The 26,041-nt window shown below is 36.9% G+C and carries 24 protein-coding genes and 1 riboswitch; of the genes, 14 read left to right on the top strand and 10 right to left on the bottom strand.

The genetic code is table 11. The features are described 5' to 3' along the window. The first annotated feature begins 171 nt into the window (after positions 1 to 171). Both NQZ71_RS15770 and NQZ71_RS15765 read left to right on the top strand, forming a co-directional pair. Positions 172 to 618, top strand: a complete 447-nt coding sequence (locus NQZ71_RS15770) for a MarR family winged helix-turn-helix transcriptional regulator (protein ID WP_127735044.1) — start codon at positions 172 to 174, stop codon at positions 616 to 618. 204 nt (positions 619 to 822) lie between these two features. Continuing rightward, on the top strand, positions 823 to 2,520 hold the full coding sequence (locus NQZ71_RS15765) for a M3 family oligoendopeptidase (RefSeq protein WP_260054203.1): 1,698 nt from the start codon (positions 823 to 825) through the stop codon (positions 2,518 to 2,520). 486 nt (positions 2,521 to 3,006) lie between these two features. Here NQZ71_RS15765 and NQZ71_RS15760 read toward each other — a convergent pair whose 3' ends face one another. Further along, positions 3,007 to 4,143 carry a CamS family sex pheromone protein gene (locus tag NQZ71_RS15760; protein ID WP_144452294.1) on the bottom strand — a complete coding sequence of 379 codons (1,137 nt, stop codon included), beginning with the start codon at positions 4,141 to 4,143 and terminating at the stop codon, positions 3,007 to 3,009. Between the two features lie 161 nt (positions 4,144 to 4,304). Here NQZ71_RS15760 and NQZ71_RS15755 point away from each other — a divergent pair, with 161 nt between their 5' ends. Then, positions 4,305 to 4,925, top strand: coding sequence for an SF0329 family protein (locus NQZ71_RS15755; RefSeq protein WP_317010954.1), 621 nt, complete (start codon positions 4,305 to 4,307; stop codon positions 4,923 to 4,925). A gap of 45 nt (positions 4,926 to 4,970) precedes the next feature. Here the strand turns inward: NQZ71_RS15755 and NQZ71_RS15750 are convergent, their stop codons facing one another. Continuing rightward, complete coding sequence (locus NQZ71_RS15750; RefSeq protein WP_317010953.1) at positions 4,971 to 7,130, bottom strand: ATP-dependent Clp protease ATP-binding subunit; 2,160 nt, start codon at positions 7,128 to 7,130, stop codon at positions 4,971 to 4,973. Positions 7,131 to 7,384: 254 nt separating this feature from the next. Between NQZ71_RS15750 and NQZ71_RS15745 the strand changes: the two genes are divergently transcribed. Further along, positions 7,385 to 8,425 (top strand): YkvI family membrane protein, encoded by a 1,041-nt coding sequence (locus NQZ71_RS15745; protein WP_144452296.1) that lies wholly within the window; start codon positions 7,385 to 7,387, stop codon positions 8,423 to 8,425. Positions 8,426 to 8,453: 28 nt separating this feature from the next. Here NQZ71_RS15745 and NQZ71_RS15740 read toward each other — a convergent pair whose 3' ends face one another. After that, a complete protein-coding gene (locus NQZ71_RS15740) occupies positions 8,454 to 9,815 on the bottom strand; it encodes a PFL family protein (protein ID WP_144452297.1) in 1,362 nt (453 codons plus the stop codon). 16 nt (positions 9,816 to 9,831) lie between these two features. Then, the gene (locus NQZ71_RS15735; protein WP_127735021.1) at positions 9,832 to 10,107 is read right to left on the bottom strand and encodes an ACT domain-containing protein; all 276 of its coding nucleotides are present in this window, start codon (positions 10,105 to 10,107) and stop codon (positions 9,832 to 9,834) included. A gap of 260 nt (positions 10,108 to 10,367) precedes the next feature. Continuing rightward, positions 10,368 to 10,443, bottom strand: a riboswitch (glycine riboswitch). A 213-nt stretch (positions 10,444 to 10,656) separates the two neighbouring features. Here NQZ71_RS15735 and NQZ71_RS15730 point away from each other — a divergent pair. Continuing rightward, positions 10,657 to 10,761 carry a DUF6254 family protein gene (locus NQZ71_RS15730; protein WP_220459898.1) on the top strand — a complete coding sequence of 35 codons (105 nt, stop codon included), beginning with the start codon at positions 10,657 to 10,659 and terminating at the stop codon, positions 10,759 to 10,761. Positions 10,762 to 10,901: 140 nt separating this feature from the next. Here NQZ71_RS15730 and NQZ71_RS15725 read toward each other — a convergent pair whose 3' ends face one another. Further along, positions 10,902 to 11,075, bottom strand: coding sequence for a YkvS family protein (locus tag NQZ71_RS15725; RefSeq protein WP_127735018.1), 174 nt, complete (start codon positions 11,073 to 11,075; stop codon positions 10,902 to 10,904). Between the two features lie 438 nt (positions 11,076 to 11,513). On the opposite strand from NQZ71_RS15725, the gene NQZ71_RS15720 reads away from it, so the two are divergent. The 4 genes from NQZ71_RS15720 to NQZ71_RS15705 all read left to right on the top strand — a co-directional run bounded on the left by NQZ71_RS15720 (position 11,514) and on the right by NQZ71_RS15705 (position 15,252). Then, the gene (locus tag NQZ71_RS15720) at positions 11,514 to 11,708 is read left to right on the top strand and encodes a hypothetical protein (RefSeq protein WP_127735014.1); all 195 of its coding nucleotides are present in this window, start codon (positions 11,514 to 11,516) and stop codon (positions 11,706 to 11,708) included. Positions 11,709 to 12,121: 413 nt separating this feature from the next. Further along, on the top strand, positions 12,122 to 12,388 hold the full coding sequence (locus tag NQZ71_RS15715; RefSeq protein WP_144452299.1) for a phosphocarrier protein HPr: 267 nt from the start codon (positions 12,122 to 12,124) through the stop codon (positions 12,386 to 12,388). Then, a complete protein-coding gene (ptsP, locus tag NQZ71_RS15710; protein ID WP_144452300.1) occupies positions 12,388 to 14,106 on the top strand; it encodes a phosphoenolpyruvate--protein phosphotransferase in 1,719 nt (572 codons plus the stop codon). Before NQZ71_RS15715 ends, ptsP begins: the two co-directional genes overlap by 1 nt. A 267-nt stretch (positions 14,107 to 14,373) precedes the next feature. Continuing rightward, entirely contained in the window at positions 14,374 to 15,252 is an 879-nt protein-coding gene (locus NQZ71_RS15705) for an NAD(P)-dependent oxidoreductase (protein ID WP_144452301.1), read from the top strand. A gap of 38 nt (positions 15,253 to 15,290) precedes the next feature. On the opposite strand, the gene NQZ71_RS15700 is transcribed toward NQZ71_RS15705, so the two are convergent. Both NQZ71_RS15700 and NQZ71_RS15695 read right to left on the bottom strand, forming a co-directional pair. Further along, a complete protein-coding gene (locus tag NQZ71_RS15700) occupies positions 15,291 to 16,442 on the bottom strand; it encodes an aminotransferase A (protein WP_317010952.1) in 1,152 nt (383 codons plus the stop codon). 120 nt (positions 16,443 to 16,562) lie between these two features. Continuing rightward, positions 16,563 to 16,709: a hypothetical protein gene (locus tag NQZ71_RS15695; RefSeq protein WP_186303891.1), complete on the bottom strand. Its 147-nt coding sequence runs from the start codon at positions 16,707 to 16,709 to the stop codon at positions 16,563 to 16,565. Positions 16,710 to 17,035: 326 nt separating this feature from the next. On the opposite strand from NQZ71_RS15695, the gene NQZ71_RS15690 reads away from it, so the two are divergent. Both NQZ71_RS15690 and NQZ71_RS15685 read left to right on the top strand, forming a co-directional pair. After that, positions 17,036 to 18,340, top strand: a complete 1,305-nt coding sequence (locus tag NQZ71_RS15690) for an MFS transporter (protein ID WP_317010951.1) — start codon at positions 17,036 to 17,038, stop codon at positions 18,338 to 18,340. 273 nt (positions 18,341 to 18,613) lie between these two features. Next, positions 18,614 to 19,519: a chemotaxis protein gene (locus NQZ71_RS15685; protein ID WP_144452539.1), complete on the top strand. Its 906-nt coding sequence runs from the start codon at positions 18,614 to 18,616 to the stop codon at positions 19,517 to 19,519. Positions 19,520 to 19,616: 97 nt separating this feature from the next. Here NQZ71_RS15685 and NQZ71_RS15680 read toward each other — a convergent pair whose 3' ends face one another. Then, positions 19,617 to 20,084, bottom strand: coding sequence for a YkyB family protein (locus NQZ71_RS15680; RefSeq protein WP_144452304.1), 468 nt, complete (start codon positions 20,082 to 20,084; stop codon positions 19,617 to 19,619). Between the two features lie 309 nt (positions 20,085 to 20,393). Between NQZ71_RS15680 and NQZ71_RS15675 the strand changes: the two genes are divergently transcribed. Further along, positions 20,394 to 22,529, top strand: a complete 2,136-nt coding sequence (locus NQZ71_RS15675) for a putative bifunctional diguanylate cyclase/phosphodiesterase (RefSeq protein ID WP_317010950.1) — start codon at positions 20,394 to 20,396, stop codon at positions 22,527 to 22,529. A gap of 85 nt (positions 22,530 to 22,614) precedes the next feature. On the opposite strand, the gene NQZ71_RS15670 is transcribed toward NQZ71_RS15675, so the two are convergent. Further along, the gene (locus NQZ71_RS15670) at positions 22,615 to 23,343 is read right to left on the bottom strand and encodes a C39 family peptidase (RefSeq protein WP_144452305.1); all 729 of its coding nucleotides are present in this window, start codon (positions 23,341 to 23,343) and stop codon (positions 22,615 to 22,617) included. Between the two features lie 212 nt (positions 23,344 to 23,555). Here NQZ71_RS15670 and NQZ71_RS15665 point away from each other — a divergent pair, with 212 nt between their 5' ends. Both NQZ71_RS15665 and NQZ71_RS15660 read left to right on the top strand, forming a co-directional pair. Continuing rightward, positions 23,556 to 24,773, top strand: coding sequence for an EAL domain-containing protein (locus NQZ71_RS15665; RefSeq protein ID WP_144452306.1), 1,218 nt, complete (start codon positions 23,556 to 23,558; stop codon positions 24,771 to 24,773). A 170-nt stretch (positions 24,774 to 24,943) separates the two neighbouring features. Beyond that, complete coding sequence (locus NQZ71_RS15660; RefSeq protein ID WP_317010949.1) at positions 24,944 to 25,561, top strand: DUF3993 domain-containing protein; 618 nt, start codon at positions 24,944 to 24,946, stop codon at positions 25,559 to 25,561. 30 nt (positions 25,562 to 25,591) lie between these two features. Here the strand turns inward: NQZ71_RS15660 and NQZ71_RS15655 are convergent, their stop codons facing one another. Further along, positions 25,592 to 25,825: a glutaredoxin family protein gene (locus NQZ71_RS15655; RefSeq protein ID WP_144452308.1), complete on the bottom strand. Its 234-nt coding sequence runs from the start codon at positions 25,823 to 25,825 to the stop codon at positions 25,592 to 25,594. Positions 25,826 to 26,041: the final 216 nt, after the last annotated feature.

Raw genomic sequence — 26,041 nt, 5'->3', positions numbered from 1 at the left:
AGAAGTAAGCTGATAGTTGTATTTTCGAGTATTAGAGAATGTCTTGAAGAGAATCATATTGCACCATTATCAAGAAAAATGTATGCTTAAGAGGATAAATTGACAAATTAGAGGAAAAAAAGTATAATTAATTTGAATTCGAGATATTTTTTAAAAAAAGGAAGATTGGCTATGGGTAATGAAGAAACAAATCAATCATTAAAATTATTTATCGTGCTGTCAAGAGCATATCGTGCAATTAATGAAAATGTTAATAAACTAATTCACACATATGGACTAAACCCAACTGAGTTTGCTGTTTTAGAACTGCTATACCATAAAGGTGATCAGCCTTTACAGCAAATTGGCGGGAAAATTTTGCTGGCAAGTGGAAGCATTACCTATGTTGTGGATAAATTAGAGGAAAAAGGTTATTTGAAAAGAGTCGCTTGTCCAACAGATAGAAGGGTGACATTCGCTTCTATTACAGACAGCGGCAAAGAAATGATCGAGACCATTTTTCCAAGCCATGAGCAGAGAATTCATGAGCTAATGACAGAGCTTTCTGCTGAGGAAAAGGATACGGTTATCCAGCTTGTTAAAAGGTTAGGGCTTTCTGCCAGCGGAAAACAATTGTGATTTAATGAAGAAAGAGGGGTAAATTGCCCCTCTTTCTTCATTTTGTAAAATATTATAGTGATATAGACAAAATATAAGCCTGAAGCAGGAATATGGCAGCAAGGCGTATAATAAGAAAAAGAAGGCATAACTATAATAATGGCATTTTTTCGTATTTAAGTGCATATACGGAGCCTTTTAGAAAAAATGATTGGGGGAAAACAAATGAAGTTTTCAGAATTTACATACGAAAGACCTGATGTTAACAAAATAAAAGAAGAAATGGAAGTATTATTAACAGCATTTAATGCGGCGGAGGTTGTGGAAGAGCAAGTATCTGCAATTGAAAAAATCAACAAGCTACGCAATGATGTTTCCACACAATTTAATATTTGTTATGTGCGCCACTCTGTAGATACCCTTGATGAATTTTATCAACAAGAACAAGACTATATTGACGAGATTTCTCCTGAAATTGAAGGGCTGGAAACGAGGTACTATGAAGCCCTTGTTCAATCCAAATTCAAAGATGTTCTTGAAGAGAAATGGGGCAAGCAATTATTTGCATTGGCAGATGCACAGTTAAAGGTGTTTTCGGACGAGGTAGTCACATTATTGCAGCAAGAAAATAAGCTTTCCACTGAATATACAAAGTTAATGGCTTCGGCCAAGATTATCTTTGATGGTGAGGAAAGAACATTGGCGCAAATGGAGCCATTTGCAGAGTCGAAGGATAGAGCTGTCAGGAAAGAAGCGAATGAGAAAAAATTTGCGTTTTTAGCAGAAAATGAAGAACAGCTTGACCGCATATATGATGATATGGTGAAGGTTCGTACAGAAATCGCAAAGAAATTAGGCTACAGCAATTTTGTGGAGCTAGCCTATTACCGCATGTATCGTACGGATTACAATGCAGAGATGGTAGCTAAATTCAGAGATCAGGTAAAAGAGCATATTGTGCCACTTGCGACAAAACTAAAGGAAAGACAAAAGAGCCGGATTGGCGTAAATGCATTGAAGTATTATGATGAGCCATTTAACTTTATATCAGGCAATGCTGCTCCTAAAGGGGATGCAGACTGGATTATTGAAAACGGCCAAAAAATGTACAGTGAATTGTCGAAAGAAACAGGAGAGTTTTTCAGCTATTTAAATGAAGATGGACTGATGGATCTTGTAGCAAAAAAAGGAAAAGCTGGCGGAGGCTATTGCACCTTCATTGAAAATTATAAGGCGCCATTTATTTTCTCTAATTTTAATGGTACCTCAGGAGATATTGATGTCCTTACACATGAAGCAGGACATGCCTTCCAGGTATATTCGAGCGGTGCTAACTTCGATATTCCTGAATATTATTGGCCGACATATGAGGCAGCTGAAATACATTCCATGAGCATGGAGTTCTTCACATGGCCATGGATGGAGCTGTTTTTCCAAGAAGATGTCGATAAATATAAGTTTTCTCATTTAAGCTCGTCCCTGCTATTCCTTCCATACGGAGTTTCCGTTGATGAGTTTCAACATTGGGTTTATGAAAACCCTGAAGCGACGCCGCAAGAAAGAAAGCAAGCATGGAGAAAAATTGAACAAAAATACATGCCGCATAAAGATTATGACGGAAATGATTATTTAGAGAATGGCGGCTTCTGGCAAAGACAGTCTCATATTTATACATCTCCTTTCTATTATATTGACTACACCCTTGCTCAAATTTGTGCATTCCAGTTCTGGAAGCGTTCCAGAGAGGATCAAAAGGAGGCTTGGGCTGATTATGTACAGCTTTGTCAGTTAGGTGGAAGCCTGCCATTTACAGAGCTTGTTAAAAAGGCAAATTTGTTATCTCCATTTGAAGATGGCTGTGTCGAATCGGTAATTGGTGAAATCGATGCTTGGCTGAACTCTGTGGATGACAGTAAATTATAATATAGTAGGCACCCAAATTGTTGGCAAGAGTAACAATTCGGGTGCTTTTTTTATTTTTAAACGCTGCTTTCCTAAAAGTTTTAAGGCTTGCCGACAAAGTAAACGATATGAGGAATACGAATATGATAGTGTGCTTCTCCAACTGTCAACTAGATATGATCAATAGCGACACCACTTAGGATTCTGTCAAAAGTGCCATGAGTCGTTACGATACGGATGTTTTTTTCAATATTCATTAATAAGTGATCAAGCAATACAGGTTCTGTTGATACTGTATAGCTGGGAGACAGCTGTTGAATGATACTTTAGGAATTGCTGGGAATATTTATAATGGCCAGGTGGCAGCAGGATTTGTGGATGTGCTTGGTAATAGGACTGCATGTAAAAGTCAACTCCTTTATTACCTATAAGGTATGTGTGTGGAAGATAAAGGTGCCTAGAAGGAGTTAAAGAAAACCAGCAAGAAATATCTTGCTGGTTGGTTTTTTATTCATATATTTCTGTTTTAATCTCTTTTTCAGAAGGGTCCCAAATCATAATAGCTTTCGCTGCTTCATTTGTCCCTGAAAGCTGGACAGTGATTGGCAAATAGTCTGGCAGGATTTGTGACTCAATTTTGCCGCCGACATATTCAATTAATGCTGTTGTTTCAGAAGATGTAATATTTGGTGCTTCAATATTAAGGGTAATATTGGATAATTCTTCTTCATTATAAAGCAGCTTACCTGTCATAATAATATTAAGTTCTTTAAATTGTTCTTGAATATCTTCTTCAAGAGTAGAAAGTACATTTGATAAAGAACGGTCTAAGCTTTCAAAAGTACTGGAAGGGAAGGCAATGTAGTTTCGTTTAATTTCTTTCCACTTACCGATTGTATTGTCATTTTTATCAATATAAGAAGAGGATAAAAACTTACCTGGTACAATATTCCCTTTATTTGTCTCTTGATATAAAGTTAAAAATATCGGTACATCTGGTATATCACTATTTGCTCTAATTCTTTTAAGAATCGTTTCAGCAATGCTTTTTCCTTGCTCTTCTACTTCGTTTTTGCCATTATCTGTTGTGTCCACAGCAACTTCATCTGTATAAACCAATCCCTTTTCATCTGTAGCACGAATATAATAGATTTCATTTAAAGAAACCGCTAAAGAAATACCTTGGATTTTCCCTTTGCTATTAACATAATCCTGCTCTAAAACGTGGGATAGTATCTTCGGATTTTTTTTCTCATCCTTAAGAATATCGCCAGTCTCTGTGAGAGTAGGATTTAAACCGTCCTTTTGATCCTTAGACTTTCTGGCAATCCAGCTGCTGATCGTAGCGGAATCCAAATATTGGCCTTCTTGAAGATAATAGTTATCTGTCGGGAAATAGTCTGTCGACAAATCCATTAAACCCATTTCTAGCTCTTTTATATCAACCGTATTATCAACATTGTTGACGATCGCACCTCTAGCAGCACTAACTTTAACTGGCTCTGCAATACGGTAAATTTCTTTGTTTTGGATGATAGTAGTAGGGACAGCTTCTTCTGTGCCGCCATTATCAGTATCTTTATCACATGCAGCAAGTATTGTCATGAAGATGGTACCCATCATTATTATTTTTTTATATTTCATTTAAATAGCTCCTTACAGCGTATAAATAAGTATTGTAAATAAGTTTACCTCATGAAAAGAGGTAACGTAAAAAAAGTCTATTGATTTAGTTTAAAGCCAATGTTTATTCTACCATGTAGATTTTTTTTAGTAAAATGATGTCTCATAGGAAGGGGGAAGGTATGTTGGAATTCAATTTTTTTCCCTTACTATATCAATATCTTAGAGCAGACGCGATCTTTTTTTATGCTAAAATAAAGGTAAAAGATGGTATTGCTATGGGGGCTGAGATGTACAAACAAAAATGGAGCAAAGCAAAAAAACAGCAAAAGAATTTAGTATGTGCTGCTTTAAAGGATAGGGTAGACATTCATATCGTCAACTATCGTAAGGCACATGACCGACTAGGCAGAGCAGTGCTGACGGTGGATAAGAAGGAAATATGGAGCATGTGTACAATTAGCTCCGAAGTTGCACGAGACAAAAAAGAGTTAGAGCTTATAAGAGAAAATGATGGGGAAAGTCCTTTACCATACAGAGAAAGAGCAGAAAGGGCATATGAGCTAATAAAGGAGCAAGGAATTTTCGGCCAAAATGATTTTTTCGATGCATTGCAGGAATACTTCCGTACACCCATTTCATTATCTTTGCAATCAAACAATTTGCTAATAAAAATATTTGGATTAATAGATAAACGTGTCGGAAAAAGGACTTTAGCTCGTATAAAGGATTCCATGCAAATGGAATCCGAATTAATACAATATTTTTATAGACTAAGATGTGAGGCTGAAGGAATTAAATGAGGAAAAAAACGCTCAGAATTTCCTCTGAGCGTTTTTAAAAGTTTATTATTGGACAACAGTACTGCTGTTTACTTTTTGGATGATGATTTTATCTTCTTCTAATAGAGCAGTTAGTTCTGCAGCTCCCGGTTCATCAAGAATGAAATCAGCAAGGCTGTCTTCGAGATGCTCTTGAATAACTCTTCTTAATGGTCGAGCACCGAAGTCTGGGTGTGTTCCCAATTCTACTAGTTTTTCCTTCGCTTCATCCGATATAGTTAAGGAAATATGCTGTTCTGCTAGTGCATCAGACAGATCTGCTAGTAATAAATCGGTAATTTTTAATAGATGTTCTTTTTCCAGTGATTTAAATTCAACAATTGCATCAAAACGGTTTAAGAATTCTGGTTTGAAGAAATTGCCCAATGACTGTAACAGTGTGCTTTCTTCAATTGCAGCATTGTTTTCAAAGCCTACGACAATGCGTTTATGACCACCAATGCCAGCGTTGCTTGTCATAATAATGACACTATCCTTAAAGCTTACTGTTCTGCCTTGGCTGTCTGTTAATCTGCCATCTTCTAATATTTGCAGGAAGATGGATTGGACATCTGGGTGTGCCTTCTCAATTTCATCCAATAGAATGATGCTGTAAGGATTTCTTCTTACTTGCTCTGTTAATTGTCCAGCTTCTTCATGGCCGACATAGCCAGGAGGGGAGCCGATAATTTTGCTGATGCTGTGTTTTTCCATGTATTCACTCATATCTAAACGAATCATGCTGTCCTTGCTGCCGAATAATTCAGCTGCTAGGTTTTTCGTTAATTCTGTTTTACCAACACCAGTTGGTCCAACAAACAGGAAGCTTCCAATTGGTCTGTTTTTTGATTTTAAACCAGCACGGCTTCTTTTAACTGCTTTCGCAACTTTTTGGACTGCAACTTCTTGCCCAATGACTTTCGCCTCAAGGTTTTCTGCTAGGTTCTTCATCTTTTGCTGTTCATCCTGCTGCAGCTTGCCGACAGGAATACCTGTTTTCTTTTCAATTAGCTCTTGAATAAGCGTAACATCCACAACAGGCTTTTCTGTATTAGGATTATTTAATGCTTTTTCAAGTTCTTGCTCTTCTTTACGTAAGGTTGCAGCTGCTTCATAGTTTTCTTCTTTTAATGCAGCTTCTTTAGCTTTCGCGATTTCAGCAAGACGGTTGTCAATTTCATCTGTATTTGTGTAGCTGGAAGCAAGATTCAGTTTAGAACCTGCTTCATCAAGCAAGTCGATTGCTTTGTCTGGCAAGAATCTGTCCTGAATATAGCGGTGTGACATTTCAACACAAGCTTTAATAGCTTCATCTGTGTATGCTACTTCATGGAATTTTTCATATTTATCCTTAATTCCTTCCAAAATAGAGATAGCTGCAGAAACTGTTGGTTCTGCCACTTGAATTGGCTGGAAGCGTCTTTCAAGTGCTGCATCTTTTTCAATTTGGCGGTATTCCTTAAGAGTAGTAGCACCAATTATATGAAGCTCACCTCTTGCTAGGGCTGGTTTAAGAATATTCCCTGCATCCATGGAGCCTTCTGCAGAACCAGCACCAACTAATTGATGAATTTCATCGATAAAAACAATGACGTTTTTGCGTTCTTGAATTTCTTGAATGATTTGCTTCATTCGTTCTTCAAATTGTCCGCGTATACCTGTGTTTGTTACTAATGATGCAACGTCAAGCAAGTAAATTTCCTTGTTTTTCAGTTTTTTAGGAACATTTCCTTCTGAAATCTTCAACGCTAAGCCTTCTGCAATTGCTGTTTTACCAACACCAGGCTCACCGATAAGCACAGGATTATTCTTGTTTCTTCTATTTAATATCTCAATTACTCTTTCAATTTCATTTTCGCGGCCAATTACTGGATCAATAAGTCCTGCATTAGCTAGTTGATTTAAGTTCTTTCCGAATTTATCTAAAATACCGTTTGTTTTATTAGGAACGGGAGCCTGTTGGTTTCCTTGTTCTGCCCCTGATTGTTGAAAGTTTTGATTAAGTGATTTAAACAATTCATCAAAAGGGGAAGATTGTTGGAAAAACATTTGATTAGGTTGTGATGCCATCTTTTGTTTTTCTTTCTGATAGCAGTTGTGGCATAAATTCACTGTGTTTTCTTCATTGTTAAGAACAAAACGTAAGCTCACATTCGCATAGTTAGTTTGGCATAATTGACATTTCATGTTTTAAATCCTCCTTTTGAATTTTGATCAAATTTGACCTTTTGTAATTATGATTATACTTTGACCTTTTTTGACTTTCAACTATTTTGCCTGATGAAATTCCTGGAAATTACATATTTAGACTAAATCCTACAAGTTTCCACTTTGAGAAGAAAGTTTACAGACACTTTATACGAAATAAATAAAGATTTCAAAGAAAATGCTCGTCATTGTTTGTCCATTTTGTCATATAGATTAGTTAAGGAGGGAAATACGTGAAAAACAAGTGGAGTGGAGCCTTTCAGCTTGCAGCTGTATATGTAGGTACTGTTGTAGGAGCTGGTTTTGCAACAGGAAAAGAAATTGTAGAGTTTTTCTCTCAGTTTGGTTTGCTTGGTTTTTTTGGAATATTGGCTTCTGGCTTAATATTTTCTAGCTTAGGTTCGAAACTAATGAGGATATCCGTCAAAATAAAAGCGAAATCTTATCAGGAATTTACGATATTTCTGTTTGGCAGAGTGGCAGGCAGTTTAGTGAATATCCTTATGCTAATCATGCTTATCGGAGTCTGTGCGGTCATGCTGTCAGGAGCAGGGGCAGTCTTTGAAGAGCAGCTTGGCTTAAGCAAAGCTTTCGGTGTCATCTTTACAATAGTCCTTTCATTAATTGTCATGCTTGTAGGCATGAAAGGTTTATTTGCTGTGAACACATTTGTCGTGCCTATTATGATTACATTCAGCTTTATCCTATTTACCTTGTCCTTCCAATTACCTGGCTTCCTTGACCGTATGGATGATTTACCAATATTCAGCTGGAAAGGAATTACTTCGCCCTTTTCTTATACAGCCTTAAATCTTTCATTGGCGATTGCCGTGCTTGTTCCGGCAGCATCTGAAATTGGTGATGACCAAACAGTAAAATGGGGAGGGATAATTGGGGGAATTGCGTTAATGTTTATTCTCTTGTCGAGTCACTTCACATTAATCATGCTCGATAATGTTGACAGTTATGCCATACCAATGGCGTCCATCATGAGAGAGCTAGCTCCTAATTTATCATGGATATATATTATCGTTATATATGGAGAGATTTTCACATCTGTTATTGGCAATGTGTACGGATTAGAAAGGCAATTAAGCCAATATATCAGAATCCCTAGCATTCTTATTATTGCGATTATCTTTGCCGTGTCTTATTCCATTAGCTTCATTCATTATGGCACATTGCTGTCCATACTGTATCCGCTTTTTGGCTATATCAGCCTCGTGTTTTTATTACTATTATGGTTAAAGCCAATTCCACAAAAAAATGTCTGACTCCATTTGAGCCAGACATTTTTTATTGTTAGTTGATAAGCGCCTGCAGTGGGGAAGGAATACGGCCACCACGGTCAACTAGCTTTTGGGAGCTGTATGGGTTGACACCCATAACAGGAGCTCTTCCAAGCAAGCCACCGAATTCAACCATTTCTCCTTCTTTTTTGCCAGGAACAGGGATGACACGAACAGCTGTTGTTTTCTTGTTAATCATGCCGATAGCTGCCTCGTCTGCAATAATCGCAGAAAGGGTTGCTGCAGACACGTCCCCAGTCAATGCAATCATGTCGAGTCCAACAGAGCATACACAAGTCATTGCTTCTAGCTTTGATAATGTTAAGCTGTCATCCATAATACCGCGAATCATTCCGTTATCTTCGCTGACAGGAATGAATGCACCACTTAACCCACCAACATAGGAGCTTGCCATTGCGCCACCTTTTTTCACTGCATCATTCATAAGAGCAAGTGCCGCAATCGTTCCGTGAGTACCAACACGCTCAAGACCAATTTCCTCTAGAATATCAGCAACGCTGTCATTAATGGCATTTGTCGGAGCTAAGGAAAGGTCCATAATTCCGAATGGAACGCCTAATCTTTCTGCTACAACTCGTCCGATTAGCTCACCTGCACGCGTAATTTTAAATGCTGTTTTTTTAATGATGTCAGAAACCTCTCCTAAATCAGCATCCGGATATTTGCGAAGCGCACTTAATACAACACCTGGTCCGCTGACACCAACATTAAGGACAACCTCTCCTTCACCAGCACCGTGGAAAGCACCAGCCATAAATGGATTGTCTTCAACAGGATTACAGAATACAACTAGCTTTGCACATGCTAGACCGTTTTGGTCTTTTGTACGCTCAGCTGCATTTTTAATAATGATTCCCATTTGTTTCACAGCATCCATATTAATACCTGTTCTAGTAGTAGCTACTGAAACAGAAGAGCAAACTCTGTCTGTTACTGACAATGCTTCAGGCAGGGCATCAAGCAATGTTTGATCACCTTTTGTGATTCCTTTATGAACAAGAGCTGAATATCCGCCGATAAAATCAACATTTAAATCTTTGGCAGCCTTATCTAATGTTTTAGCAAGTTCAATTGCTTGTTCTACTGTTGCATTTCCAAGGATTTCTGCAATCGGAGTGATGGATATGCGCTTATTAATAATTGGGATACCGTACTCTTTTTCAGCAGCTTCGGCAACCTCTGTTAATTTGCTTGCATAAGTAGTGATTTTTTTATAAACAGCGTTGTTCATTTTTTCAAAATCAGAGTCTGCGCAATCATAAAGGCTAATTCCCATTGTGACAGTACGGATGTCCAAATTCTCCATTTGGACCATATTGATTGTTTCCATCATTTCATTTAATGCAATCTTCACTGTTTTCCCTTCTTTCTTAGACGCGGTGCATAGATTGGAATATTTCTTCTAACTGGATATTAATTTTTAAGTTCAGCTCATTACCTAGTTGATCTAGCTGTTGACGCAATTCATCGAGATTTTCCTTTTGGGTAATATCGACTAACATCATCATCGTAAAAAAGTCCTGTAGAATGGTTTGACTAATATCTAAAATATTAACATTATTTTCTGAAATTACTGTAGTTACTTTGCTGATTATACCTACTTGGTCTTTGCCAATTACACTTACAACTGCACGTCGCTGCTGCATTATATCACCTCATTATTATGATGGTCTTTTTGTTTTGAACCTTCTTTTTAACTTAAAAGTGGATATACAGTATATTTTGCTGCTGTTTTTCCATTACTATGTAAGTGCTCAAGTTAAAGTGCAGTTCTTCAAAAAGACAGTTGCATTTTGTACACGTCTAAAGAGCAAGACATTCCTTCCTAAAAACAGAAAAAGAAGATTGGAATTCTCCAATCTTCTCTTCAGGAAAGAATAACGAATACACTATAAAAGTATAGATCAGTTACTCTCCTGTCCTTTTACCTGAGATTGTGAATCCTTCGGTGCCTAAAAATAGGTCTCTCCAGAAGCTGCTCCTGTCATAGTGTCATCCATGACATTCAACGCACGCTATTCGCATATAAAATTATATTGTGATGTTATCAGTTTTTTTTGATTTGGTCAACAACATTTACAAATAAGAGAATAGAACTACCTTTAAAAGGACAGGGAGAAAAAGAGAGGCAGGAAGGATAAATTAAGCTAACAGAGCTTAAGCTAATAAGGATGAAAAAAGGAGGTGTAAGATTAATGACAAAATCAAAAAGAGAAGAAGAACGAGAGTGGACAGTGCGTAAGCAAAAACAAAAACCACATGGCAAAGTAAAAACAAAAAAAGAGCTAGCAGAAGAATAGAATTCTTAATATCCGGATGGGGAATTTCTCCATAAAACGGGAATATAGTTGGGCAGATGATACCCTGAGCAAGGGAAGTACCAACATGAAGAAGTAAACGGAATTCTAAAAAAAAGCCGGCTTTCGAAAGCCGGCTTTTATCACTTAAGGATTTTATAATTTTTATGATTAACGACTGTTCTTTGCTCTAATTCGAGGTCGCGATAATTATCCATATATGTCAAATCTACTATTACTGAATTCTCATTTACTTTTTCCACAATTCCTTGCAGTCCTCTAAATTCTATAATGTTGCCAACCTCAGCTCTCTTCATGTGTATTCTCTCCTTATATGCCAAATTTTAGTATTCTGTATATTTTAGTTTGCACTAAAAATACTTCCCCGTAAAGAAATATGGATATATGATGAACAGAAGGAAGTGTTTATTAATTCGTTGTATGTAAACGTAAATAAACCGCTTTCCTTTTTGGATGCTAATGCTAATAATTATGATTCTAAGCTCGGAAAAATACTATAGAACCATGACTTATGGGCTTTCGTTATATGGTTTGAGATTATGCATATCATAATGATTGAAGTTATTATAGCATAGTTTTGATAAATTGGTAATTAAATGCACTTGCCCTTAAAGGCATTCTATGCAAGGTGGTGCAAATTTGTTTCCATTATCCATGTATGATAATAATAGTTATATGTGTTTACAATATAAGAAATGATATATGCACTAATAAAAGGAAGGAAAGTCAAGATTATGTTACAGGAAGAATTTATCAAAGCGTTAGAACAATTGAAATCTGGGGAAATCAAAGAATACAAGGTAAGTAAGGAAGACTTTCTTACCTTCCGCCTTGAGCTAGTAAAAAGAGAAGACTTCAAGCATTACCGCGGTATTGCTCAAAGGGGCGGAGGAGCTATTTATGAGTACCTTACAGAGCCGCGAAGCTAAAGGTACGAGGACATAACGTATTTAAGTGATGATATTTTTTTAAATATGTGCAATATTTTTCATTGTCTCATCGGAAAAGAAATGCTATCCTACTTTTGAGATGTCTTTTTTAAAAATAACTTAAATGCCTAATAATTATCAATAATTTACATTTTTTCTTATGAATTGGAAAAAACTATAATGGTCAAATAATATATAAAAGTGTTGATTTTATGAAGAAACAGAACAATCTCTGCTTGATTTCTATTGGGACAGGTTTAAAATTTACATCTTTTATACTTTCAGTTTACAATAGTAGCTATGAAATATATATTAGTTATGGATAAACGATTCTTGACTATTATATGGGGTTGTTTAAGTTGAAAAGGCTAAAACCATCTTATTTATTATTTGAATGAAGGAGTTTGATATTAATGGTAGAAAAACAATTTAAAGTTATCGCAGATACAGGGATTCATGCACGACCTGCAACGCTTTTAGTACAAGCTGCAAGCAAATTTGATTCAGAAATTAACCTTGAGTACAAAGAAAAAAAGGTTAACCTTAAGTCTATCATGGGTGTTATGTCCCTTGGAATTGGCCAAGGCGCTGATATCAAAATCATTGCTGAGGGCAGTGACGAGACAGAAGCAATTAATGGTTTAGAAGAAACATTGAAAAAGGAAGGACTTGCTGAATAATGAGTTTTTTACAAGGAATTGCGGCCTCTAGTGGAATTGCCATTGCAAAAGCATATCGTTTAGTAGAACCAAATTTATCATTTGAAAAGAAAACAGTAGAAGATGCTGCTGCTGAAATTAACCGTTTTCAAGAAGCTCTTTCTACTTCTAAGCAAGAGTTAGATGCTATTCGTGAAAAAGCGAAAACAGAATTAGGTGCTGATAAAGCAGCTATTTTCGAAGCTCATCTTTTAGTATTGAGCGATCCTGAATTAATCGCTCCAATCGAAGACAAAATCAATACAGAATCAGTAAATGCTGAAGTTGCCCTAAAAGAAACAACAGATATGTTTATTAACATGTTTGAATCAATGGATAATGAGTACATGCAAGAGCGTGCTGCTGATATCCGTGACGTAACTAAAAGGGTTCTTTCACACTTACTTGGCGTACATTTAGCTAATCCAAGCATGATTTCAGAAGAGGTTGTAGTTGTTGCGGAGGACTTAACTCCATCTGATACAGCTCAATTAAACCGTCAATTTGTTAAAGGCTTTACTACAGATATCGGCGGAAGAACTTCTCACTCTGCTATCATGGCTCGTTCTTTGGAAATTCCTGCAGTTGTTGGAACGAAAAAAGTAACGGAAGAAATCTCAAACGGCGATTTAGTAATTGTTGACGGATTGAAAGGTGAAATTCACATCAATCCAACACCAGAAGTAGTGGAAAGCTACAAAAAAATCGCTGCAGAATATGAAGAGCAAAAAGCTGAGTGGGCTAAGCTTGTTAATGAGAAAACTGTCAGCGCTGATGGTGTGCATGTAGAACTTGCTGCAAACATCGGAACTCCAAACGATTTAGAAGGTGTTACTTCAAACGGTGGAGAAGCAGTTGGTCTTTACAGAACTGAATTCCTTTACATGGGAAGAGATCAGCTTCCAACAGAAGATGAGCAGTTCGAATCTTACAAAGCTGTTCTTGAAGGCATGAAAGGTAAACCAGTTGTTGTTCGTACATTGGATATCGGTGGGGACAAAGAGCTTCCATACCTTGAGCTTCCAAAAGAAATGAACCCATTCCTTGGATTCCGTGCAATTCGTCTATGTTTAGAGGAAACTGGAATCTTCCGTACGCAATTAAGAGCATTGCTTCGTGCAAGCTCATATGGAAACTTGAAAATCATGTTCCCAATGATTGCAACATTAAACGAATTCCGTGCTGCTAAAGCATTGCTTGAAGAAGAAAGAGCAAACCTGATTGCTGAAGGCGTAACAGTTGCTGATAAGATTGAACTTGGAATCATGGTTGAGATTCCATCAACTGCTGTATTGGCTGACCAATTTGCTAAAGAAGTTGATTTCTTCAGCATCGGAACAAATGACTTGATTCAATACACAATGGCTGCTGACCGCATGAACGAAAGAGTTTCATACCTGTATCAGCCTTACAATCCATCCATTCTTCGTCTTGTTAAGATGGTTATTGATGCTGCGCATAAAGAAGGCAAATGGGCTGGAATGTGTGGAGAGATGGCTGGAGACGAAACGGCAATTCCATTATTGCTTGGTTTAGGATTAGATGAATTCTCCATGAGTGCTACATCTATCCTTAAAGCAAGATCACAAATTCTTAGCCTGTCTAAAAAAGAAATGGAAGAGCTTGCTGAAAAAGCATTGCAAATGTCCACAACTGAAGAAGTTATGGAAGCTGTTAAAGCAGCAGCTAAACTTTCTTAATCAGACAGAAAAAATAATTTATAAAAAAATGAAAATGAATGTTTAGAATGCTCTTAAAGGGGGTAAAACTAAACTAAGCACAGGCACTTAAAGTTTTTAAGTTTGCTAAGCTATTCTCATTTTCCCCTTATTTGGCTGACTAGTTCACTAGTCAGTCCTTTTTTTTGTTTCTGATCCTCATCATCTATTAATGAATACCTATTAATCCATATGTTATGATTATTAATGTTAGCAATAGTTTTTATGAAGTTGGAGGGAAGAAATCGGATGTTGACTAATGAGAATACTGTAATTGGTTTTATTGGTGTCGGAGTTATGGGGAAAAGCATGGCCAGAAACCTAATGACAAACGGTTATCCTGTTGTCGTTTACAACCGCACGAAGGAAAAGGCTGAGGAATTGCTGAATGATGGTGCTGCTTGGGCGGAGAGTCCGAGAGAAGTGGCTGAAAAAGCAAATGTAATTATTACAATTGTTGGCTATCCGAAGGACGTAGAAGAGGTGTATTTAGGCAAGGATGGCATTATTAACAATGCGCAAGCAAATACATATGTAATTGATATGACTACTTCCACTCCAAGCTTAGCAAAAAGAATTTATGAAGAAGCAAAGAGCAAAAGCATACATGCCTTGGATGCTCCAGTTTCAGGCGGAGATATTGGTGCGAGAGAGGCGAAGCTTTCGATAATGGTTGGTGGTGCTGAAGAAGATTTCGCAGCTGTACTGCCAATTTTCGAAATTTTAGGAACAAACATTGTCTATCAAGGTAGTGCCGGCGCTGGTCAGCATACGAAAATGTGCAACCAGATTGCAATAGCTTCTAATATGATTGGTGTTTGTGAAGCAATAGTTTATGCAGAAAAGGCTGGACTGAATCCAGATAATGTTCTCAAAAGCATCACAACAGGAGCTGCTGGCAGTTTTTCGCTGTCAAATCTAGCGCCGAGAATTATTAAAGGGGATTTTGATCCAGGATTTTATATTAAGCATTTCATTAAAGACATAAGGATTGCCATGGAGGAAGCAAAGCAGATGGAGATGGAAACTCCAGGCTTGGCTCTTGCAGAAAATTTATATAGCAGACTTGCTGCTCTAGGACAAGATGAGCTCGGTACACAAGCATTGTATAAGTATTGGCAGCAATAATAATAAGGATCTCTTCAATTATGAAGAGATCCTTATTATTATTTAAGGGTATCTAGATAAGTACCAAGCCTGTCACAAGCTTCTTTTAATGTATCAAAAGAATATGCGAAAGAAATACGGAAATAACCTTCTCCTAAAGGAGAAAAGGCACTACCTGGAACAACTGCCAAATTGGCTTTTTCGACTAAATCTAAACAGAAGTCAAATGATGTAATGCCAGACACAGGAATCTTAATGAAGAAATAAAAGGCACCGTCTGGATTAACGACCTCTAAACCGATATCCGTCAAACGGGAATAAAGATAATCCCGTCTTTTTTTGTACTCCTTCTTCATTGGCAGACTGTCATCAATGCCAACAGTTAATGCCTGCAAGGCTGCTTGTTGAGATATAGACGAGGCACATGTTACATTGTACTGATGAACCTTTAGTATTTGCTGACAAATATTTTCAGGAGCAAATAAAAAGCCAATACGCCAGCCTGTCATGCTATGGGATTTCGATAACCCGTTAATGACAATCGTTTTCTCTCTGAGGAAACTGCCGATAGAAATATGAGTTGCGTCAAAAAGCAGCTCACTGTATATTTCATCTGCCAGTACAAAGATATCTTTGTCCTGCAGTAAATCAGCTATTGCCACTAGCTCTTTTTTATTTAAGCTGACCCCTGTCGGATTGCTTGGGTATGGAAGAACGATACATCTTGTTTTATCCGTTATGTAAGGTTCAATGAGCTCTGCTGTAAAACGAAAGTCATTCTCTTTAATATCAACGTAAATGGGCGTTGCACCACATAAGCGGATAATCGGCTCATAACCAGGATACACAGGACCTGGCAGAATAACTTCAACACCTTCCTCTAATATTGTACGGAAGGCAATATCAATTGCCTCACTAGCACCCGTAGTTACGATAACCTCTGTTGCTGGATGATAGTTTAAACTGTATTTTTTTGCGACAAAGTCACAAGCAGCTTGTCTTAGCGCCAAATCTCCTGCGTTGTGTGTGTATGTGGTGAAATCCTCGTCAATGGCTTTTTTTGCAGCTTCTTTAATGTGAGCAGGTGTAGGGAAATCAGGCTGACCAATCGTCAGTGCAAGCATGCCCTCTTTGCCTGCAACCATATTGGAGAATTTACGAATTCCGGATATTTCAATATCCTTTACTTTTTTATTTATCAAATATTCCATGTTTTCCACCTTATTGTTTATTTTCTGCTGATTATAAGTATCATAACAAATCCAGGTTATCTTGAAAACAATAGCCTTGTCAGAAAAAAAAGCACTTTAAAAAAAGCGCATTAGAATGATTTAGTAGCCATATTCCCAATCTATGTCGTCTTTTAGGAGAACCTTTTCTCCACAAGAATATACTTGTTCGTTCTGTTCAGCGTCCGTAATGTTCTCTATGATAATGATAGATGAATCCTCATTAAATAAAATGGCTGTTCCGTTCATGATTATAACCCCCTTCTAATTTCGCTATAAATTCTTTATAGAATATTTTATTCACTAATAGGAAATCCGATTTGATTTTAGAGCAATGTTCACAAAGATGATACATTTATTGCTCCTGAATAGGAGGAAATTATGGGGGGCTATTACAGTTTTTTTACATAAAAAGGGTTGTTTACTCACATTGCAGCAGATATGATGGAAAAGGAGGGGAGAATTCCCAAAAATGTATAGAGTATGAAACTTTCGGTTGAAAACAAAGGATCTCCGTCTGCAAGTAAATGTTAAAACAAAAATTTTTTTGAAACGAAGGAGGTCGAAAGAGCTTTATGGAACAATCAAAGACACAATCACAGAAATTGCGTGGTACAGCACTATATTTTTCCTTGCCGATACTCGCTTGGGCCCTGTATGATGCGGCAAATACAATATTTTCTTCCAATATTAATACGATATTTTTCCCATTATATTTACAAGAAATCATTGGTACAAATAAAGTTCAAGAACAAATAGCTAGTACTGTAATCACGTATTCTAATGCATTAGCCAGCTTTTTGTTAGTTTTATTTTCGCCTTTATTTGGCGTTTTGATGGATAGGACTGGCAGAAAAAAGAAATATATTATTATATTCACCATTCTTACTGTTCTTGGTACCATTCTTATGGGAGTTGTTGGGGGGATAACCTTCGAGGGTTCTATAATGGGCATTCCAATGTCATTATTTTTCGTCATATTATTATTTGTTTTTGCCAAGTTTGCCTATCATTCTAGTCTTGTGTTTTATGATACGATGATTTCTGATTTAGGCACAAAAGAGCAAATGCCACTTATTTCGGGATTCGGTGTAGCTGTTGGCTATATGGGAACATTAATTGGCCTTGCCGTCTACCTGTTTGTCGGAGATGGTGATTATTATCGCTCCTTTATTCCAACAGGCCTGCTGTTTCTCTTATTGTCTTTACCGCTTTTCTTTATAATTAAAGACACTCCAAAACAGACTGCCGAAAAGCAATCTTTTCTATCTGGGTATAAGGAAATCTTTGAAACGTTTAAACAGGCTCGGAAATACCGTGAAATCTTCACATTCATGATTGCTTATTTCTTTTTAAATGATGCAGTTGCAACGACCATCGCTGTAATGGCGGTTTATGCAAATACGGTAGTTGGTATTTCGGCAGGAAAGTTTATCATTTTATATTTGGTCTCTACCTTATCAAGCATTATCGGGTCGTTTATTTTCGGTTATATTGCCAAGAAAATAGGTGCTTACAAATCAATCCGAATTGTTGGGATTCTTCTTGTGGTGGCATTGATTATCGCAGCAGTTGCATGGAACGAATTGCAGTTTTGGATTGCAGGAAGCATGTTTGGTATTGCGCTTGGAAGTATGTGGGTTACATCAAGGGCTTATATTGTTGAAATTACGCCAGAAGAAAAACGTGGCCAATTCTTTGGATTATTTGCCTTCTCAGGTAAGGTTTCATCAATTGTAGGACCACTCTTATATGGAAGCATTACCTTTATTTTTGCTGATTTAGGCAATACTGCAAGCAGAATGGCATTAGGCTCACTGATTATCTTAACTGTCATCGGCTTAATCATTCATGGGAAAGTGCAAAAGAGTACTAAATAAATATTTTCCTTTAGAATGACCTAAACTATCATACAGAAATAGTTTGGGTTTTTCTTTGTTGTTTTGGAAAGAGTGATGATGCTTTTGGGAAAAGGATTGAAATTATTTCAAGCACAGTCTTCACAGTATCAGAAAACAGCCGATATAAAGAAGGATTCAAGGCAAACACAGATAAAAACTTTTGCCAATTATAAAATAATTGATTAAGTTTGCACTTAATAGCAACGATATAACGTATAGGTAGATTATGCTCAAGTAGGAAGGACGAGAATGATGAACAAAGATAAAGGCATTTTGTTAGAAACGGGTACAAATGAATTAGAAATCGTCGAATTTGGGGTAGGTAAAAATAAATTTGGGATTAATGTTATCAAGGTAAAAGAAATTATTAACCCAGTGCCGATTACAACTATTCCCCATGCCCATCCTAATGTAGAGGGCATCATGGAGCTGAGAGGAGAGGTTCTGCCTGTAGTCAACTTGGCAAATGCTCTTGGCTTACCACCTTCAGAGGAGCCAGAGAAAGATAAGTTTATTGTATCTGAGTTTAATAAAACAAAAATTATCTTTCATGTACATAATGTCTCCCAGATACATCGTATCTCATGGGAAGACATTGAAAAGCCATCTGAAATGTACCAAGGGGCTGAAAGCCAAATCATTGGTGTTATTAAGCTGAACGGGGAAATGATTTTGTTGCTTGATTTTGAACGTATTGTCGTAGACATTAACCCAGAATCAGGAATTAATGTGCAGCAAGTGAAAAGATTAGGTGCTCGTGAAAGAAGCAATAAGCAGCTTATCGTTGTTGAGGATTCACCATTATTAAGAAAACTGCTGGAGGATACGCTGTCAGAGGCAGGGTATGATAAGGTGCAATTCTTTGAAAATGGGCGAGAAGCATACGATTATTTAGAAGGAATAAATGAGTCAGGCAAAAGCGTAGAAGATATTGTCCAGCTTGTTATTACAGATATAGAAATGCCGCAAATGGATGGCCATCATTTAACAAGAAAAATCAAAGAGGATGCGAACCTGGGACAATTGCCGGTTATCATTTTCTCCTCCTTAATTACGGAAGATTTAAGACATAAAGGAAAACGAGTTGGGGCAAACGCTCAAGTCAGCAAACCAGAAATTGCTGAATTGATACTGCTTGTTGATGAGCATATCATTTAAAAACAAAAAAGTCTGCACGAAACGGATAATCCGGTTCCATGCAGACTTTTTTTATTTATCATAGAAAAAAACAGGCCGAGTACTCCTGCATAATTATTTAGTAGCTTTCACCGAGCTTTTTAAAAACAGGCTTAACATAACGTTTGTTTTGAGGCTTGTTTTGATCCGGCTTGTCTTCTTTTAATCCAGTATAAGCGATGAGCAGTTTTTTTGCCTGATTAAGGGAAATGGTTGATTTTGGATTCCTGACATTTTGGTTTAAGGAGCCAAGATGGGGCAGTTCTTCAAAATCTTTTTTTGTTGGAGGTAGGTGGAAGGTATATTCTCCACATTGTACCAATATATCAGATTGCTGCTGACTGTTTCTTGGATTGCCTGAAAAATGAAGTCCGATTTTTTTTGCTTTACCTTCAAACAGCAGTTTTTGCAGACTAGCTTGTTTTAGCTTGTAAAGAAACTTTGGATCTGTTGCTGTTTTAGCATGGCGATTAACTACTGAAATGGATTGTGAGAGGTTGTCAATCGTTGGGTTCAATTGCGGCATTTTTGACGGATGCTTGTGCATAATCTTTGAACTCCTTTCTGGTAGAGTATGAATACAAGCTATTATACTATTTTTCCAAAAGAAAAGAAATCCTTTCTGAAATCAATAGTGAATAATTGACAGTTTATTTTTTATGAGGAGAATATAAACATTAGACTTTATGCGCCGATATTTATACTAAGAAAAACGAGATAAGCATCTTGTTTGAATAAGAAGTATATAAATAGTTTTTAGTATTCATTTATATTAACCGTTAAGCTTTTATTTTATACATTAGAGGGTAACTAACCAGTTAGTAGCAGTGAGAGAAGTAGAATAAGGATGATACAAATGAATGGATTATATGAGATCCTAAATGATGAAAATCATAAAAATATAAACAATCGAATTGAGAGAATCATATTTGAAATCATTTTTAAGCATATCAATGATATGGTTTACATTATGAAGGCAGAACCTGGCCCGCTTTTTACTTATGTTTTTGCAAATGAGGCTGCATATGCGCATGCGAAACTCGCCCCAAACTATATTGGGAAAACCTTGCAGGAGGTTCTTTTACCAAGTTTAGCCGAGGTCCTTCAGGAAGAATATGGTATTGTTTATGACACCAAAGCAATGCGTGTTTTTTCTGATGAAGTCATCCTGCCAGAAGGAATCAATCGTTATGGGGAGTCTGTTTTGACACCTATTTTGGATACAGACGGGTATGTGAAATTTATTGTGTCTGTGACAAGAGATGTAACAAAGCTACAGGAAGAAAAACAGAGACTCATTGAGAGAGAACAGCAAATTCGCTCCATTGTCGACCACAATCTTGATGCCGTTCTAGGAATCGATTTACATGGTTCCATTTATACGGTTAACCCAGCTGGGGAAAAGCTGACAGGATACTCGTTAGAAAAGATTCTAAACAGGTCCATTTTTGAATTAATTGATGAAGACAGCCTCACATACTTTAAGGATCAAATTAGAAAATGCCGGTTGACACATTTGTCCCAGTCGATTGACAGTTTGTTAAAAATGAAGAATGGTCATGTCCTTAATCTTCATATTAAAATTATTCCTATCCTTGTAAATAATAGTGCACAAGGAATGTATATCATCTTAAGAGATATGTCAGAGAAAAAAGAAACAGCAGAAAAAATCAGATACATGGCTTTCCATGATCAGCTCACAGGACTGTATAACAGAAGAGCACTGTTGGAAGATTTAAATATGGAAATAAAGAAAGCGAAAGAAAATGGAACAGAAATTGCACTGCTGACAATTGACCTTGACAGGTTCAAATATATTAATGACACATTTGGTCATATAGTTGGCGATCAAATATTGATAAAGGTTGCAGACCGGCTGTTAGAATTTAATAATGTGGATTGTCATGTGTATAGGCAAGGCGGAGATGAGTTCATTATTATTCTTGCAAACATCACGAGGCAGAAGGCAACCTCTTTTGCTCAAGCAATCCTGTCAAGATTTGCGAGCTCCTTTTACTTGGATTCACAGGAATACTATATTACCCCAAGCATTGGCATAAGTATGTACCCGAATGATGGGAAGGATGAAGGCACGCTCATTAAAAATGCAGATGAAGCATTATTCAGAGTGAAGGAAAGAGGCAAAGCTCATTATCAATTTTATCGGTCTGATATGAATATTACCTTAACAAACATTGTAACAATGGAGACAAATTTACGGAAAGCTGTACAAAACGAGGAGCTGACCTTATTTTATCAGCCTCAAATTGACTTGAAGGACAAGACAATTAAGAGTGTAGAAGCACTGCTTAGATGGGAATGCCCTACATTAGGTTTCGTTTCTCCTGGAGAATTTATCCCCCTTGCAGAGGATACAGGCCTTATCATTCCAATTGGAAACTGGGTCATTGAAACAGCATGCAAGCAAATCAGCAGCTGGCTGAAGACTTTTGGCAATGGCATCCGCATTGCAGTCAATATTTCTCCCAAACAATTCGAACAACCTAACTTTGTAGATATCATTAAGTCAGCGATTATAAAAAATGATATACCGGCAAATTTGCTTGAAATCGAAATAACAGAAGGCGCCATGCATAATTCAAAGGAGGCAATTCCTGTATTAAGGAAATTGAAGGAGCTTGGTGTTATCATATCTGTTGATGATTTCGGGACGGGGTATTCTTCGTTAAGCTATATTAAGCAATTTCCAATCGATATTTTAAAAATTGATCAATCATTTGTCAGAGATGTATTGGAAAATGTTAAGGATGCAGCGATTATTACAACCATCATTCACTTAGGAAAAAACCTGGGGATGGACGTTATTGCTGAAGGTGTAGAATGTCAGGAGCAGGCAGATATTCTGCTAGCAGCAAATTGCCATAAGGCACAAGGTTTTTACTATTCCAGACCACTTCCAGCTAGTGAAGTGGAGAAGTTATTATTGTCTCGCGCAAACTTTGGAAATAGGAATGAAAAAGCGGATAATTGAATAAATTAAAGAAAAGGGTATGAGGAATTCATCCCTTCCCCAACTGAAATTGCCATCCTCGGATGATTTCCAAGGATGGCAACATTTATCTATAACTGACAGCCCGATTTTTTAAAGCTGCCCATGATTTAATAAAACGCGCTTTATTTACCTTCACATTTTTTCTTCCTGACAGTGGATCATTAAGATAAACATAATTTTTGTCGTAACCAACTAGTACAACAGCGTGAAGGTCAAGTGGTGTTTTAATGGTTCTTCCTTTATGCTCCCAAGATTCCCATCTGTCTGGCAGCCTATAGTCACCAGTTGTCCAAACTACAACAGGAAAACCATCAGATACATGCTTTTCAACAGCAGAGAAAGAAAGATTCGTTAAATTAACGGCCCTTTCAGGCAAATAATGATTCACTAAATCTTCAATTGGTTGATCAAAAACAGCATAGCCGCTTCTTCGACCTGTCATATCTCCAACAAACCCGACTGCCGGGTCACCCCAGCTAATAATATCTCCATGTTTTTTGATAAGAGGGTCAGAATCCTTGGCTACTTTTTTGTATAAATCCATTTTTGTGACCTTTACACCTGCATATTGCAGCACCATAGCCAAACTGGTGACCTCACATCCATACTTTAAGTCTGGATTCTGCTTAATTAATGGTACATTAAGCCTGATAGACCTGCCCGTTTGAGGAGAGGCAACAGGCGTTGCTTGAGCACCTTCAGCGGATGCGACGGAAGCTATATCGAACCTAGTTTCTGGCTTCAAGGAAGTTATCAGAAGCACCATCAGAAAAATCAATTTGAAATGACTCATAGGCAACCTACTTTCGACTGCCGACTCCTATAAACATTAGGATATGAGTTTTCAGGTTGTTTATGAGGACAGATAATTTCCAATAAAGGTGAATTATCATGATTATAGGCTAAATATTCAAAATAAATATGCTGTTACATGCCTATTCAAGGGAAAAAGCACCACATTGTATGGTATAATTAGTCATTATTTATGGGGAGGCTGATCAAAATATGGACGCATTAGATATTTTGACAGATCTAGAAAATGTCATCCCTTATTTCCAAGCTATTTTTAGTGCTGATGAACATAAAGTAATTGGATATGAAGTATTAGGAAGATATAACGGGATAAATGGGATAGAAAGCTTAGGTCCGTTTTTTTTAGATGAGTCAATACCAGAAGAATATAAAAATGAAGTAGACAAGGCAGTATTGACAAAGGCATTGGATAAAGCGACAGAGGTTAAGGGAGATTTCCTGCTATTCATCAATCGCGATGCTGATCTCCTTATGTATGATGATGGTGAGGAATTTCTGCAAATGCTTATGTCGTACGAAGAGCGGGGCATGGATTTAAAACGGATTGTACTCGAAATATCAGAACGGAACTATACTGGTCAATCTCAACATCTTGATCATTTGCTTGTTTATTATCGTACATTTGGCATCAAGATTGCTATTGATAAAATGGGAAGTGAAAGCAGCTATATTGATCGAATTGGAGAATTAGCTCCAGACATTATGAAAATCGACCTGTTAGCGCTTCGTTCCACATCTACTTCTCATATGTATCAAAATGTTCTTTATTCTCTGTCCATGCTTGCCAGAAAAATAGGCGCAAACCTTTTGTTTGAAAATATTGAAATGGTACACCAGCTTCAATTTGCTTGGAAAAATGGCGGTAGATTTTATCAAGGGTTTTACTTGCATCATCCGGAAGAATATTTTATTGACCCAGCAATCCGCAAAAGCCAATTAGGTGCCGAATTTCATGAATTTATCTCATATGAAAAGAAAAAGCTGACATCTATTCTTCAGTTAACAGCAAAATTTCAAATTAAGCTAAACGAATTATTGCAGAAGTACCGTAAATACAGCAGCTATGAAGAACTTTTGAAGTGCTTGTCAAATGAGCTGACAGATGTTGCCTTTCGAATGTATGTATGTGATGAAGACGGCTTTCAAAAATCAGCAAATATCTTTTATGACAACAACATTTGGGTTCTGCAGGATGAATATGTAAATAAAAACTGGAGCTGGCGCCCGTATTTCCTAGAAAATATCATCAGGATGCAAAATGAAAAAAAAGGCATCCTGTCCGATTTATACAGCGACATTGAAACAGGCGGAACAGTTAGGACATTTTCCTATCCTCTTGATGCTAATGAATTTCTTTTTATCGATCTTTCCTATAACTTCCTCGATAAAATGGAAGTATTGATTAATTAAGACCCTATATTAGGGTCTTTTTTTATGTTTAACGTTATATTGCCCTGTTTTGGGGTATACGTCTTATAAGAGAGAATTTTGTCAAACTAGTTCGGAATTTTACGAACGAAAATAGGAATACAGCCAAGCAATTATTGTTATCATTAACATAGAGAAAGGGGAGACGGCAAATGAAAAAGACGATGACCAGTATTTTTGTTTTAGTACTAGCCCTTGCATTTGCACATCCATCACTAGCTAAGGAAAAAGAAGAATTGTCAACAAGAGGAGAAGTCCTGCAATTTTTGGAAGATGCATTTAAAGCCCAAGTATCATTAAGTGAAAGGTATAGAGAAATGGAAGAAGTAAACGCTATTTTAACACCGTATTTTTCTAATGAGTATAAGGACAGTTTTCTTGAAGCTAACCTCGTGACGGAAAATGGCAAGTTCCTTACATACGGCAGTGATTTTGCTCCATACTATATTCCGTTTTTTCATTTTTCGGAAAAAACAGAAATAGATATTCAACAAGATAAGATTTATGTATACGAATATTTTGAAGCACCAGAGGACGGCCCTTTATACTATGAGGATCATTATGAAGGACTTCTTTTAGAGAAAACAAATGACAAATGGAAGGTATCAAGCCAGCTTACAAATGAGGAAATAGTTGATTATCTAAAAGAGGAAAAAGAAAATGACAGCAAGCATCAAAACGGTATGCTGTCATTGCTGAATATAAATTGGGGGAAAGAGATTTTTGCTGATATTCAGATTTCTCTCAGCACTCCTTTTGTAAAATATTAATTTTAACATTCTTAGCAGCGGTATTTGCTCTTAAAAGCCAAGAACCTCCTGAAGTTTATCATGGTCAAAGCCAGCGATTACTGTTTCTCCAATGATGAAAGTAGGAGTAGAATAACATTGATATTTTTGCACAAGTTCTTTTCTTGCACGAGCATCTTTTTGGATATCCTTTAAGTCCAGTTCAAATCCTTTTTCCTTTAGAAATGTTTTCGCATATTCACATGGCGGACAATCCGGCTGTGTATACATTGTGATTTTTTTCAAAAAAACTGCCTCCATCTATGTGTTGATATATTGTTTTATCATAGCATATTATATGGTCATAAAAAAAAAGATTTGCTCATTCTTCAATTTTACTTGGACAAACACCCCGCAATATTTTATTCTGTTATTATTGGCATTTACACAAAGCAAGAAAGCTTGCTTTAATTTAAAGGGAAAGTGTATAGAAACATGCTAATAGTTAAACCTATAAAGTAT

Origin of the sequence: Niallia taxi (assembly GCF_032818155.1) — a bacterium.
Lineage (GTDB): Bacteria > Bacillota > Bacilli > Bacillales > Cytobacillaceae > Niallia > Niallia taxi_A.
This window is presented reverse-complemented; position numbering and strand designations above follow the sequence as displayed.